Source organism: Bacterioplanoides sp., assembly GCF_965219715.1.
GTDB lineage: Bacteria > Pseudomonadota > Gammaproteobacteria > Pseudomonadales > Oceanobacteraceae > Bacterioplanoides.
On the sequence record NZ_OZ244785.1, the window covers coordinates 3,608,454 to 3,623,276 of the forward strand.

General features: G+C 48.0%; 10 protein-coding genes. 8 read left to right on the plus strand and 2 right to left on the minus strand.

Translation table 11 applies throughout. The annotated features are described in order from the left end of the window. Positions 1–92: 92 nt before the first annotated feature. Both ACOQOZ_RS16830 and ACOQOZ_RS16835 read right to left on the minus strand, forming a co-directional pair. The gene (locus ACOQOZ_RS16830; RefSeq protein ID WP_420589312.1) at positions 93–1,919 is read right to left on the minus strand and encodes a phosphoethanolamine transferase; all 1,827 of its coding nucleotides are present in this window, start codon (positions 1,917–1,919) and stop codon (positions 93–95) included. Positions 1,920–2,121: 202 nt separating this feature from the next. Beyond that, positions 2,122–2,748, minus strand: a complete 627-nt coding sequence (locus tag ACOQOZ_RS16835) for a LysE/ArgO family amino acid transporter (RefSeq protein ID WP_420589313.1) — start codon at positions 2,746–2,748, stop codon at positions 2,122–2,124. Positions 2,749–2,864: 116 nt separating this feature from the next. On the opposite strand from ACOQOZ_RS16835, the gene ACOQOZ_RS16840 reads away from it, so the two are divergent. The 8 genes from ACOQOZ_RS16840 (at position 2,865) to ACOQOZ_RS16875 (ending at position 14,814) form a co-directional block, all read left to right on the plus strand. Further along, on the plus strand, positions 2,865–3,743 hold the full coding sequence (locus ACOQOZ_RS16840) for a LysR family transcriptional regulator ArgP (protein WP_420589314.1): 879 nt from the start codon (positions 2,865–2,867) through the stop codon (positions 3,741–3,743). Between the two features lie 26 nt (positions 3,744–3,769). Next, a complete protein-coding gene (locus tag ACOQOZ_RS16845) occupies positions 3,770–4,840 on the plus strand; it encodes a mechanosensitive ion channel family protein (protein ID WP_420589315.1) in 1,071 nt (356 codons plus the stop codon). A 97-nt stretch (positions 4,841–4,937) separates the two neighbouring features. After that, positions 4,938–5,585, plus strand: a complete 648-nt coding sequence (locus ACOQOZ_RS16850; protein ID WP_420589316.1) for a YjfI family protein — start codon at positions 4,938–4,940, stop codon at positions 5,583–5,585. 18 nt (positions 5,586–5,603) lie between these two features. Further along, positions 5,604–6,293, plus strand: a complete 690-nt coding sequence (locus tag ACOQOZ_RS16855) for a PspA/IM30 family protein (RefSeq protein ID WP_420589317.1) — start codon at positions 5,604–5,606, stop codon at positions 6,291–6,293. A gap of 11 nt (positions 6,294–6,304) precedes the next feature. Next, positions 6,305–6,556: a hypothetical protein gene (locus ACOQOZ_RS16860; RefSeq protein ID WP_420589318.1), complete on the plus strand. Its 252-nt coding sequence runs from the start codon at positions 6,305–6,307 to the stop codon at positions 6,554–6,556. A gap of 37 nt (positions 6,557–6,593) precedes the next feature. Beyond that, the gene (locus tag ACOQOZ_RS16865; protein ID WP_420589319.1) at positions 6,594–7,265 is read left to right on the plus strand and encodes a DUF1449 domain-containing protein; all 672 of its coding nucleotides are present in this window, start codon (positions 6,594–6,596) and stop codon (positions 7,263–7,265) included. A gap of 59 nt (positions 7,266–7,324) precedes the next feature. Beyond that, a complete protein-coding gene (locus tag ACOQOZ_RS16870) occupies positions 7,325–9,271 on the plus strand; it encodes a hypothetical protein (protein ID WP_420589320.1) in 1,947 nt (648 codons plus the stop codon). Positions 9,272–9,387: 116 nt separating this feature from the next. Then, positions 9,388–14,814 (plus strand): DNA repair ATPase, encoded by a 5,427-nt coding sequence (locus tag ACOQOZ_RS16875; RefSeq protein WP_420589321.1) that lies wholly within the window; start codon positions 9,388–9,390, stop codon positions 14,812–14,814. Positions 14,815–14,823: the final 9 nt, after the last annotated feature.

A 14,823-nucleotide genomic window follows, 5' to 3' on the forward strand; every position in this document is an offset into this window, starting at 1 on the left:
TGAAAGCGGTAATATCGGACACTCACGAATAAAACAATCGGGTTATTTTATTCGTGAGTTTAAATGGCCTGAACGGATAAGCGATTTATCGGTTAATTTGCCGACAGGCTTGCAGGATTCTCCAGGTTATCGGGACTTGGCAGGTCGTTACTGTTGGAGGTTTTGCCCTCAACAAAATCACGATAGTGCTGCGGCAGTTGTAGATAAGGAATCAGTGTTTCTCCGTCAGTATCCAGCGCACTTTGTTTTTCAAAGTCGACTTCAATCATGCTGCGATCCGGCAGGATTAATGCTGCAAACGGGTCGTTATCCAGCACCTGGGTATAACGGGACACCAGACGCAGACGTTGTGGATCAATCGCGCTACGCAGATCGAGGCCGGTTGCTGGAGTGACCGTTTTACTGCCCATTAACCCGAGAATGGTATGGAATACGTCTGCCTGACTAACCGGGCTGTGTTCATTTGCCGCAACGCTGGCCAGATTCTCTGGCGAAGACATTACCAGCAGGGCGTTATTAATTACGTTCGGATGGAAACCTCGGTTGAAGCGACTTTTTTCTTTATGCACAACCTGGCCATGATCCGAGGTGTAGAAAATCCAGGCATTCGGATCTTGCTGCTGTAATTTCTTCTCCAGTGCCGCTAATACTTCATCGGTGTACGAAATGGTGTTGTCGTAAGCGTTAAGACTGTTGCGGCTTTCTTCAGGCAGAAAGCGCTTTGCCGATTCCGGACTGTGTAAGTCGTATGGGTAGTGGCTGCCATTCATTTGCACCACTAACAGGTAAGGTTGTGGCTTTTGCAGCGCTTCTTTCAGGAATGGCAGAATGCCTTTTTCCAGCACGGCCATATCATCGGCGCCGGTGAGAATATCGACGTCGGCCGAGAAATCACTGCCATTTTTATAAACGTTAACGTCCTGGTCGATAAACAGCTGATCGACATCGCGCCATTTAAATTCCTGAGCGGTGATAAAACCGGTGCGATACCCTGCCGCTTTGGCGTAGTTAAAAATACTCGGCATGGCAAACAGCTTACCTTCCGGATCAATGCCCTGCAGACCCACTAATAAATGCGGCACCGAACTGATAGTGCGGGTACCGATACTCACTGCATTTTTTAATGCTAATAAACGGCCCTGCTGTTCCAGCTGATCCAAATTAGGTGTGGTGTCGCGCCCGTAGCCGTACAGACCCATATGGCTTTCGGTAAGGGACTCACCAATCACCAGCACAATATTGGGTGCATCGTCGTGAGCCTGGCGATAATCCAGTTGCGGTTTTTCCGCCAGTTTTTCGCTGGCGAAGTTCTGGTGCTCAATCAGGCTTGGGAATACCGCCCAATAAGCCACGCTGCTTTGTTGAAACTTCGAGGTGCTGTACCAGTTGAGGCTGGCCAGACCAAATAATACAAAGGCAAAAAATGCCGCCGGAGCACGTAACCACCAACGCGATTTCATTGGCAGTTGCAGCAGAATCATTAACAGCGGCAATTCGATCAGGGTCAGTGCAATGACTTTTAACCAGGGTGTGTTCTCGATGCCCAGTTGCAACGTCAGTAAGGTGTCCTGGCCGGCGAAGCGCAGATCAAACACGCTGATAAAATCCTGATAAACCGCAAAATAAGACAGCTGCGCAATTTGTGGAATAAACACCAGGGCCAGTATCAACTGACGCACTGCCGGTTTGCGGATAGGCAGGAGCGTCAGAAAGAACAGCCATAAAATAGCGCCGCTAAGGGCAAAGTTGGTTTGAAAACGTTCGCCCATCAGTTGCTCACTCACCCAGGGTAAATCCCTTACCAGGGTTAATTCACACAGCAGAATAATCAGACTTATCAGCAAGGTTGCCAGAAAAGGTGAACGGTTAGCTTTAGCTTGTAGGGTGGCGTAAACCTGTTTTAGGGTGTGTGTCAGCATATCGAGCGGGTACCAGCGAAATCTTTAGGCGCGGCGCGCTTCCTGCGGGCCAGAATTAACCGAGCATTATAGCGGATAAGCTCAGTCGGCCGCAGAGTTACAAGGCAGTGAAACAGACTGTTCAGTGAATAAAACTCAGGATTTCTCCTGCCTTAGCTGACTTGGTATTACCTTCGCGAAAAGTTGCTTTTTGGCTCAGTGATTACAACTTCTGAACCAACAGGATAGCCACCAGTAACAGACAGGAACCGGTGAGTGCATCCAGCACCTGCCAGTGATGCGGTTCGCTCAGTTTCGGACGCAGGTATTTAGCACCAATGGCCAGGCTGTAAAACCAGATTGCAGAGGCACTACCGGCACCGACAATAAACCAGCCAGGGTAGGTTTGTTGTGCGCCTACGCTGCCAATCAGAATCACAGTATCGAGGTAGACATGGGGGTTCAGCAGGCTGATGGCCAGAGCCTGACCGACACTGCGCCATGGGCTGCCAATATCGGCACCACCTTCGGTCACCAGGCTACCACCGCCTTGCCAGGCGCGATAAAACGTCTGGGCACTGAGCCAGACCAGTAAACCAATTCCCATCAGGGTAATGGCCGGAATCAATGGCGGCATCAGTTTCTGAATGGTGCTGATGCTGAATACACCAATCGTGATCAGAGTGGCATCCAGCATAAAACACACGGTAGTAATCGCCCACGGGTGTTCACCTTTCAGGCTTTTATTCAGCACCCAGGCGTTTTGCGCACCAATCGCCACAATCAACCCAAAGCTCACCATTAAGCCGGTACTGACGGTGGTTAAAATATCGATAAGCTGAGCGGGCACAGAGGTCTCCTGAAATACAAATACGGTGGGCTGAAAGCAGCGGGATTTGCGCGAACATTACGGCCGGATCTATTATTAGTCCAACTCATTAATCTTATGGGATATAAGTAAATCTAATGATTGATTATCGTGCTCTGGAAGCCCTGGCGGCGGTGATAGAACACGCGGGCTTTGAACGGGCAGCGCGGGTGCTTAATATCTCGCAGTCGGCGGTAAGCCAGCGTATTCGCCAGCTGGAGTTTAAATTAGGCCAGCCGGTGTTGTTACGTACCTCGCCGCCACGACTGACGGATCTGGGGCAGCGTTTGAGCAACCACCTGCAGCAGGTTAAGCAGCTGGAGCAGGGAGTGTTGTTGCAGGATGAAGAGCCTGAGGAACTGAATATCCGCCTGGCGGTGAACGCCGACTCGATTGATACCTGGCTGGCACCGGCGCTGGCAGCGTGTGAATCGAGCAATCGTATGAACTTTGATCTGGTGATTGAAGATCAGCGAGTGGGCCTGCAACGTATGAAAAACGGCGAAGTGATGGCCTGTATCTGCGAAAGTGCTCAGCCGGTGAATGGCGGTATGGCGCAAAAGCTCGGAACGTTACGATACTTAGCGCTGGCCAGCCCCGACTTTGTTGCGTGTTATCAGAGTAAGCCCCGAAGCCATCAATGGTTGCAGCAGGCGCCGTGTTTATTATTCAGTGGTGACGATCAGCTGCAGCATCAGTTTTTAAATAAACTGAAGCTGGCGGCCCCCAGTCGTTTTCAGCGGGTGCCGTCAAGCCGTGGCTTTGTGGAAATGGCCCGTGCCGGGCTGGGCTTTGGTATGATGCCGGAAATACAGGTGCGCGATTATCTGCAGTCGGGTGAGCTGATCAACGTAGCGCCCAAAACGGTGATTGACGTGCCTTTGTACTGGCATTACTGGCAAACCGAAAGTGAATATATGGCGCAGTTACGTCATGCGGTTGCTGCCCAAGCGGCACACACATTAATTCAGAAATAACAGTATTCAGCTAACAGGAGATGGATGTGCAATTCGACTGGTGGAATGATCTGCTCTCGCAAAACTACGATTGGTTCTGGGATGTTTCGATTGCCCTGGGCATTACGTTATTTGCCGGGCTGTTCTGGCGCATGGCGCGTAAACGCATTTTGATACTGGCAGAAAAAACCAAAAACCGTTGGGACGACGTTGTTATCGAATCCGTTGGTATTCCGATTAACTGGATTATTTTTGCCATCGGTATGACCTGGGTGGCGGACATCTCTGCCCGTCATTTTTCCTCCGAAGTGGCAACCAGCATTCCGGTGGTGCGCCAGTTGGCGCTGGTGATTCTGGTGGCCTGGGCCATCTGGCGGTTAATTAACCGGGTCGAAGATCGTCAGATCGACAAGGGTGCTGATCCAACCACAGTGCAGCTGGTGGGTAAGGTCGCCAAGCTGACGGTGACGGTATTAATTGTTCTGCCCGTGTTCCAGCTATTGGGCATTTCCATTTCCGGTATCCTTGCCTTTGGTGGTGTGGGCGGTTTAGTAGTGGGTATGGCCGCCAAAGATCTGCTGGCCAACTTCTTCGGCTCCATCATCGTGTATCTCGATCGCCCGTTTAAAGTTGGCGACTGGATTCGTTCGCCGGATCGTTCGATCGAAGGCACGGTAGAGAAGATTGGTTTTCGAGTCACCCTGATTCGTACTTTTGATAAACGTCCGTTATATGTACCGAATTCGGTGTTTACCAATATCTCGGTGGAAAATCCATCGCGTATGTTGAACCGCCGGATCTACGAAACCATTGGCGTGCGTTATCAGGATTCGAAAAAATTACCGCAGCTGATTGAAGCGGTAAAAACCATGCTGCGCAATCACCCGGATATCGATACTAACCAGACGCTGATTGTGAACTTCAACAGCTTTGGTGCTTCCAGCCTCGACTTCTTTGTTTATACCTTTACTAAAACCACCAACTGGGTGGAGTACCACGAGGTAAAACAAAAAGTGTTGCTGGAAATCCTCGATATTATTCATCAGCACGATGCTGATTGTGCCTTCCCTACGCGGACTTTGCAGGTGGAGAGTTTGCCGGAAGGCTTTGGCTCCTGAGGCTTCTTTTCTTTGCAAGATTTTCTCTTACATGTAACAAATATTTGTTACATGTAACTCTCTTGACTCTATTACATGTAATGGTTATTGTGAACTCATGACTCAGAAATCATCAGCACACTATCAGCGTGAATACCGCCGTCGCTTGCGCGAGTCGGGCCTGGTTAAAAAGGAAGTCTGGATTCGTCCAGAGAATGCCCGGTTGCTTGCGCAGGCTGAAAAGCGGTTGCGTGAGGTGATTCCGGCTGATGCCATTAACGAAGGAGAGTTAGTAATGACAGATGTTAAAAACACTGTGGAGCTATGGACTGTTCATAGCCTGAAGGCTGCGCTCGAACAAGAGCCGCCATTCAGCCTGAATGAAGCCACTATTGAGTTGATTGAGGGAGCTTCGCCTTCCCTGTTGATTGAGATGAAAGCATTTGGCGATCTGCCATTGTTTCTGACGATTGCCGGGGAGCAGATCATTGTTGAATCGGTTTTATGGCCACTGTCTGAAGTAGCCGATGTCGCCGGGTTTAATGATGCGGTATTGCGAACCCATAAGTATTTTCCACTGTCGACCATTAGCCTGGATCTGATGTCGAATGGTGAAAGTTATTACCACATGTTTGGTGCGTTAAGTGCGACGTCATTGTTATCGAATGTCCTGTTCGAAATTGATATGCTTGCCAGTAACGTTATCCAGGCAACCGAGGCTTATGCCGAATTTTTAAACCAACCAGTCGCAAATGAGACGGCGTAACGCCGCGGGAGACATATTATGAATCTTTGGTCAAAAATGTTGACGGCATTGCGCGGCGGGGCTCATGAAGCGGGCGAAGCGATTGTTGATACCCAGGCTCTGCGTATTCTCGATCAGGAAATCCGTGATGCCTCTGACGAGCTGAAGCGCTCTCGCGAAAGCCTGGTGGCAATTATTGCGCAACAAAAGGTCGCGGAAGAAAAAGTTTCCAAGTTGTATCAGGAAATTGCAGAGTACGAAGGTTACGCCGCCCAGGCTCTGGAAAAGAGCGATGAGGCGTTAGCACTGGAAGTGGCAGGAAAAATTGCAGATCTGGAAACGGCTCTGGCTTCTGAAGCCAGCGCAGCCCAGGGCTTCGAGCAGAATGCCAGCAAGTTAAAAGCGTCGATTTCTCTGGCTGACAACAACATTAAGAGAATGAAGCAGCAGGTTGACACGGTTAAGGCAACGGAAAGCGTTCAGCGTGCCCAGGAATCGGTATCACAACGTTATGCCGGTTCTAACAGCAAGTTGCAGACGGCGATGGATTCGCTGGAACGCTTAAAAGAAAAGCAGGCGTTAAAAGCTGCGGAATTACAGGCTTCGGAAGAATTACATAACAGCGGCCAGGAACAAACGCTGCAGGAAAAACTGCAACAAGCCGGGATTACCTCTTCAGGTCCCCAGGCAAGCGATATTCTGGAACGGATAAAGAACAAGCAAAAATAAAGGAGTGAAGTATGGATGATATGACTAAGGAAAGCCGTGACTATCTGGAGATGAGCTTTAAGTCCATTCATTGTTTTACCGATGATGGCAAGCTCGTTGCCAGCGAGCTGAAAAGCATTATGGAGATTGCATTACGTGATGGTGTTGTCGATGACAACGAAAAACGCGTATTACGCAATATCATCGGCCGAATCAAGCCGGAAGAGCTGGATGACGCGATGTTGTCCATGCTGGAAGAAATTAAAAACACGATTAGTGCTTAACCTGTTTTACCCACCAGTTCTATAAGGAAGAAGATATATGTTTGCGGTATTTCTGACCGATAAAATGGACCCGTTTTACCTCAATATATCTTCCTTCCCGACGGTAATATTTACTTTCTTTCTCTTTCTGTCTGCTTTTTATTGGCTTGTGGCCGTATTGGGGCTGGTAGATCTGGATTTTATTGATATCGACCTTCCCGATGAGGCTGGAAATTCCGGTAATGTTGCTCACGAAGGGCTTGCCGGCGTGCTGCTTAAATTTGGTTTTAATGGTGTGCCATTAACCATCATTATCACCTTGTGGTCCTTAACTGGCTGGTTGATTTGTTATTACCTGGTGGATTTTATTTTCCCAGTTGTGCCCGACGGCATTTTAGGATTTATAACTGGCGTTGGCATATTTATGTTGGCGTTATATACCTCTGCCTACCTGACCGGGAAACTGGTTCGACCGCTACGTCCTTTTTTCGCCAAACTGGACCAGCCATCCAATAAAGATGTGTTAGGACAAGTCGCCATCGTTCGTACTCTGCGCCTCGACGATAGCTTCGGTGAAGTAACACTCGAGGATGGCGGTGCAGGCCTGATATTCAAAGCACGGGCAGACAGTGGTGTTTCTTTTAAGAAAGGCGATCGTGTCGTATTACTGGAATTTAAAGAAGACGAGCATTTGTTCAGAGTGATTTCTGAAGAAGAGTTTATTAACTGATTTTTAAATTTATATCGTGCTGCGAGGCACAAACAGCAATTAATTAAGGAGTTATTAATATGGCTGATTTAGCAAATATGGGTGTGTTGATGACGGTACTCTTTGTCGTTATCGGCTTTCTGGTTGGTTTTGCCGTTTTGTTTAAAGCCTTCTATGTCAAAGTCGATCAGGGTACTGCGCTGATCATTAACGACCTGAGTCGTACACCTAAGGTGAAGTTTACCGGTGGTATGGTTATTCCGGTGATCTACCGCAAAGAATTAATGAAAATATCTTTGATCACACTTGAAGTGGATCGTCGTGGCAAAGACGGCCTGATTTGTGCCGACAATATGCGTGCCGATATTACGGTGGCCTTTTACCTTCGTGTGAATGAAACTCAGGAAGATGTATTGCGGGTTGCTAAATCGATTGGTGCTGAACGTGCATCCGATCGTGAAGCAGTATATGACCTGTTTGCAGCAAAATTCTCTGAAGCGTTAAAAACTGTGGGTAAGCAGATCGACTTTGTTCAGCTGTTTGAGAACCGCCTGGAATTCCGTGAAAAGATCGTAGAAGTAATTGGTGATGATCTGAACGGTTATGTGCTGGAAGATGTTGCAATCGACTATCTGGAGCAAACACCAAAAGGTGCATTAGACCCAAACAATATTCTGGATGCTGAAGGTATCAAAAAAATCACTGAGCTGACGGCAACCCAGAATGTTGTAACCAATGAACTGGAACAAAACGAATCGTTAGCAATTAAGAAGAAAAACGTTGAAACACGTGAAGCCATGCTGGAGCTGGAGCGTCAGGAAGCGGACGCAGAAGCCAAACAGGAACGTGAAGTAGCCACCATTCGTGCTCGTGAAGAAGCCGAGACCATTAAAGTTCAGGAAGAAGAGCGCAAGAAATTTGAATCAGCCCGTATTCAGGTGCAGCAGGATCTGGCGGTTCAGGAAGAAAATCAGAAGCGTGAAGTTGAAGTAGCTGAACAAAACCGTCAGCGTGCGGTTGTGATTGAAGTTGAAAAGGTTACCCGCGCTAAAGACCTGGAAGTCGTCGCTCGTGAACGTGAAGTGGATCTGCAGAAGATTGAAGCTGAAAAAGCGGTTGAAGTAGAGAAGAAAGAAATCGCTAACGTGATTCGTGAACGTGTGGCGGTGGATAAGACCGTTGCGGTTGAAGAAGAACGTATTAAAGAAGTTCGTGAAGTGTCTGAAGCCGATCGTCAGAAACAGATTCAGGTACTGGCAGCCGAAGCAGAAGCCGATGAGCAAAAAGTGAAGCAGGTGAAAGCCGCTGAAGCTGAAGAGCAGGCTGCGAAATTCCGTGCTGTAGAAATCACCACCATTGCCCAGGCTAACCTGGATGCCGCAGCAAAAGAAGCTGACGCCAAGAAGAAACTGGCAGAAGGTGTTCAGGCGGAACGTGCAGCACCTGGTTTAGCCGACGCTAAAGTACAGGAAGCCCGTGCTGATGCATTGGAGAAAGAAGGCCTGGCAGAAGCGTCCGTTGTTGCTGCGAAAGGTGAATCGGAAGGTAAGGCGTTACGTGAAACCGGTCTGGCCGATGCTGAAGTTATTTCTGCCAAAGGCAGCGCCGAAGCACAGGCAACCAAAGAAGTTGGTCTGGCTGAAGCGGATGTGACTCGCGAACAATTCAAAGCCGAAGCCGAAGGTCTGGTGGAGAAATTCGATGCAATGGGCTCAATGAGCGAACAGGCACGTGATCACGAAGAATTCCGTATGAGTCTGGAAACGGCATTAAAAGAAGCCATGGCTTCGATTGAAGCAGGCAAAGACATCGCTCGCGATAATGCAGAAGTTCTGTCGACAGCTCTGCAGAAAGCCCGCATTGATATTGTTGGTGGTGAAGGTCACTTCTTCGATACCTTTGCCAAGTCTCTGTCGCTGGGTAAAGCCATCGATGGTGTTGCACAGAAGAGCAGCACTGTCAGCGGTTTATTAACCAAGCTTATGGAGCAGCAGGCGAAGGAAAAGCCTGTAAAAGACGAAGCCTGATCGGCTGATTCTGGGGAGCTGATCATTCAGCTTCTCTGATTTCTTTTCCAGAGGCTGCCTGTATCTGACGGGCAGTTGCTCTGCGTCAGTTTGAGATTTATCACAAGGATTCTGTTATGACGGAACAAGATTCAGTGCCAGCAACAGGTCAGGTTGAAAACGCAGTTGCCGAAGGCGGCGCGTATGAAGTCATTCGTAAACGGTTAGTCGAGCAGGGAAAAAGCCTGTATCAGCAAACTCAGGCGTTAAACGAAGCCCGCTTAGCTGAGTTTGGTACGTCGGAACTGAGCGTCATCTCCCGTGTGCGGGTACGTACCGAAAATAACTGCATTGCCCGGGATATGGTTCAGGTTGGTGAATACCTGTTGTTTGGTTACAACGTATTTATTGGTCTGAAAAAAGAAACCCGTATTGAAGATGTTTTATCGTTATTCAGGTTAAAAGAGCAGGACGACAGTTATGTTCTGGAATCGGTACCGCTGGCAAGCAGTTTTCTGGATGCCGAATCCTTCCGCAGTGATTTTCTCGAACTCTATCGTTATTACAAACAAACTAAGCTGGTCCAGCTGACACAGCGTAACGGTAAATTATTAGCTGGTTTCCAGATTGGTGATCGGCTGGAAGATATCCGGGTATTCCGTTGGTCCGTCTCTCCTGATGGCCAGGATATCCAATATATTGATAATCGTGGTGAGCGGGATATCCAGCTGCCGGATAGTTATGACTTTGAGTGGCAGGAGACCAGCCGGGAAGATACGGTTAATGGCCGTCACCCACACATCAATATTCTCGACAAGGTATTTGTTGAAACCATTAATGGCGACCTGACTATTAAGATTGAAAACAATACTGAAAATGGTCAGGGCATATACAGCGAACCGGTTGAGGATAAAACCCAGTCAATTGATGACGGTCGCTTTTTTTATGCCAGCGTGGGTAATCTGATCCTGCTGAAAATTCAGCCGTATCGTGAGGAGCAATGGCGCTATTTTGTCTTCAATACCTTAACCGACGCGGTTGAAAAAATTGATGGTATTGGACAGTCCTGTGTTCAGTTGCCGGAAGATCACGGTATCGTTTTTCCCGGCGGTTATTACCTGCAATCAGGGGAAGTAAAAACCTTTGATACCTCAGCCTTACCTGACGATGATAAAGAGCTGAAATACAAACGCACCATTCGTTCTCCGAATGGCGAAGATGTGCTGTTTATCTTTTATCAGCCGGAAGATGGCCTGTTTGCCTTGTTGTCTTACAACCTGATCAGTAAATCGATGCAAAACCCGATTTATGGTCATGGTTATGCGTTGGCAGAAGATGGCAAGCTGGTTATTTTTTCTGCGGAAAATGAACCAACCCGGGTGCATCCGATGCAGATCTGGCAAACCGCTTATGTCAGTGATGATTTTGCCAGCCGTAACGAAGTGTCCCAGAGCTTTTTTGGTCGTGTTGGTAATGCGCCACTGGTTCGTGGTGTCTCCGACTTATACAGCCTGCACCGCATGATTGCCGAACAAAGCGTGTCGGCCCGTATATATGAAGAGCTGAGTAAAACGGCCAATCGCTTTTTTGATGCGCACTACTGGATTGATGAATATTCCCGCGAGCATGAAGGTGCTGCAGACGACTCGGGTATTGCGGCTTTAATCCGGCAAGTCGCCAATACGGCTGAACTGGTTATCGATGAATTTGAAAAAGTTCAGAGTATCCGTAGTCAGTCAGAAAAGGCGATGCAGGAAGCAGAAGAACAACAGCAAGCTTTGCTGGCAGCGGTTCGCCCGGATAACTTCCAGACGGCGGAAGAATATGTTGTGGCGTTACACAGCTTGCGTAAGCAACGTGGTCATATCGCCACAATTAAAGAATACCGTTATATCGATACCGCACGTTTAGAGCAGCTGGACGAAGCGCTGATTCAGAATCAGGAAAGCCTGAGCGAACGTACCGTCACTTTCTTATCCGGTGAAGCCGCGTTATCGCCTTACTTCGATAAAATCGACAGCTTTAATCATGAGGTGGAACAAGCTGACAGCATCGCGACCTTATCACCCATTGTTGAAAATATTGAAGAAACAGCTTCTGGCCTGGATTTACTGTCGGAATTAATGGCGTCGCTGAAAGTCAGTGATGCGAACGTCAGAACACGCATTATTGATTCGATTTCTGAAGTGTATGCCAAGCTCAATCAGAGCAAAGCGGCGGCTAAACATAAACAGAAAAACCTCGGGTCAGAAGAAGCGGTTGCGCAGTTCTCAGCCCAGTTCAAATTATTTTCACAAAGTATTACCAATGCATTGGGGATGGCAACCACGCCGGAGCGCTGTGATGAGCAGTTATCACGCTTATTAGTACAGCTGGAAGAACTCGAAAGTCAGTTCAGTGACTATGAAGAGTTTCTCAGCGACATTATGGCAAAACGTGATGAGGTGTATCAGTCGTTCGAAAGCCATAAGCAACAATTATTGGATGAGCGTTTACGCAAAGCACAATCCGTTAGCGATGCAGCCGCGCGAATTATCGACAGTATTGAACGCCGCTCGCTGAAGTTTACCGATGCTGAGCAACTGAATACCTATTTTGCTTCCGACTCGCTGGTATTAAAAGTCCGGGATATGGTTGAGCGTCTGCGCGAGCTCGACAGCAATGTAAAAGCGGATGATGTTGAGTCTCGTTTTAAAGCGGTGAAAGAACAGGCACAACGGTCACTACGCGATAAAACTGAAATTTATGAAGACGGTGGCAACGTTATTAAGCTGGGGCCACGCCATAAATTCAGTGTGAATACCCAGGATCTGGATCTGACGATTGTGCCGCGTGATGGTGAGTTAAATATTCACCTGACAGGGACGGACTATTTTGAAGCCATTCGTAACGATGAATTAGCCAGCTTAAAACCCTACTGGGAAATGGCGCTGGAATCTGAAACGGCTCAACTGTATCGCGGAGAGTACCTTGCCGCTCTGATTATTCAGGCAGCTGAACAAGGTGAAGATGATCTGAGTAATCAGATATTGCACCAGGCTCTGCTGGATTCTGACAACCTACTGACGCTGGTGCGCAAGTTTGCCACTCCTCGTTATAAAGAAGGTTATGAAAAAGGCATTCATGATCATGATGCAGCATTAATCCTGCAGCAATTGTTGCCCGCGATGGAGAGCGCAGATTTATTACGCTTTGATCCTCAATGCCGCTCATTGGCTCAGATTTTCTGGGCAACTATCACTGATCGTAAAATAGCGGATGACAGGCTTAAGGCCATCGCAGCTCAGAGCCAAAGCTGGTCCGAGCGTGCTCAATCTGCGTTGCAAATGCACAAGATATTTAATAGCTATCAGGCATTTACGTTATTAACTGAAGAAATCGCTGAAGCAGTGACGGCGTTTGCTGAAAACAATCAATTTGACTCCGATGCCATTCAGAATCAGCGTGCTGCGGAATATCTGGTTTATGAATTAGGCCGTGATCGTACCGAATTTATTACCAGTAAATACGCTCAGCAGTTAGCAGAAGAATTCAAACGGTCACTGGACTCCGCCAGCTGGAAAAAACTGCAGGCCAGTCTGGATAAACTGCAAGGACAGGTAAAACAGCAATGGCAGCTGACTCTGTCCTGGTTGTCTGCATTGGTGGATGGCAAAGGTCTCACAGACGCCGCACGTTATATTCCCGAAGCCACTGCGATCATCACCTGTGGCAAACAGATTGAACGTCGTGCCACGGAAGTGGATACCGAGCTGTCGGTTTCCGGTTTATTAGGTGACCATGCCAATATTGAATCGCAACAACTTAATGTTGCCGTGGATGAGTTTCTGCAGCGTATAGCTGACCATCAGCATCGGGTGATTCCGGGCTATCGTGGTTATCACCAGTTACGTCAAACCATCGTAGAACAGGAAAAAGATCAGTTAAATCTGGATTCGTTTAAACCCAAACCACTGAGTTCTTTTGTCCGTAACCGCTTAATCAACGAGTCTTACCTGCCGTTAATTGGTGACAACCTGGCAAAACAAATGGGTACCATTGGCGATAACAAACGCTCAGATTTAATGGGCATGCTGATGATGATCTCGCCACCGGGTTACGGTAAAACCACATTGATGGAATACGTGGCAAGCCGCTTAGGTCTGATCTTTATGAAGATCAACTGCCCGTCGTTAGGCCATGATGTTGTTTCGCTGGACCCTCAGCAGGCACCGGATGCAACGTCGCGTCAGGAGCTGGAAAAGCTGAATCTGGGGTTGGAAATGGGCAACAACGTGATGTTGTACCTGGATGATATTCAGCATACCAATCCGGAATTTTTGCAGAAATTTATTTCCTTGTGTGATGGCACCCGGCGTATTGAAGGTGTCTGGCGAAATAAAACCAAAACCTACGATATGCGCGGTAAAAAATTCTGCGTGGTGATGGCTGGTAACCCGTATACCGAAACTGGTGAAGCCTTTCAGGTGCCTGATATGCTGGCAAACCGGGCGGATATTTATAACCTGGGTGATATCCTCGGCGGTATGGATGAGCAGTTTGCGCTGAGTTATATCGAAAACTGTTTAACCTCGAATAGCGTCCTGGCACCGCTGGCAACGCGGGATCTGAATGACTTGTATAAAATAGTCCGTATGGTGAATGGCGAAAATATCGCCACGACGGATCTGAGCCATCAGTACAGCGGTGCGGAAATTAACGAAATTACCGAAGTGCTGAAAAAGCTGTTTGTTATTCAGGACGTCGTATTGAAAATTAACCAGCAATACATTGCTTCGGCGGCACAGTCTGATGAATACCGTACCGAACCGGCTTTCCGGTTACAGGGTAGTTATCGGAATATGAATAAAATGGCCGAAAAAGTATCCTCGGTAATGAATCAGAGTGAACTGATGCAAATGATTGCCGACCATTATGTTGGCGAATCTCAGCTGCTGACAAACGGCTCTGAAGAAAACCTGCTGAAACTGGCCGAGTTACGCGGCGAGCTGCAAGGTGATGATTTACAACGTTGGCAGAAAATCAAAGCCGACTTTGTTCGTGCCAAATCCATGGGCGGAGCGGACGCCGATGTCGGCAGTAAAGTGGTTACCCAGCTATATGATCTGGTCGAAAGTGTGCGCTCGCTGAGTGAATCCGGTGAACAGGATGAGCAGCTGGCGCAGGCAAAAGAAGAGTTACGCCGCAATCAGGATGCCCTCAGTCAGGCAGAGCAACAAATGCAGCAACAGGCTCAGGCCGCGCAGCTTGCGTCTCAGGAAAGCGCCAGCGCGGAACAGTTGCAGGCGCTAAATACCACCTTGCTGCGCTTGAACAGCATGGTAGCTAATGGCATCAAACTGTTCTCGGGTAAAGCAGATAATGCACCGAACATTGAGGTGGTTAATCAACCGCTACCCGGTTTAGATAAAATACTATCAACTCTGGCTGACACCATTGAACACAGTATTTATCCGCTGGTTCGTTCGATGGATAAGAAAATCGATATCGATTTAAAAACGCACGAAAAAATGAAAGATGTGCTGACCCAGTTAAATGAATTAAAAGCACTCAATAAAAGTTAATAGCGGAGG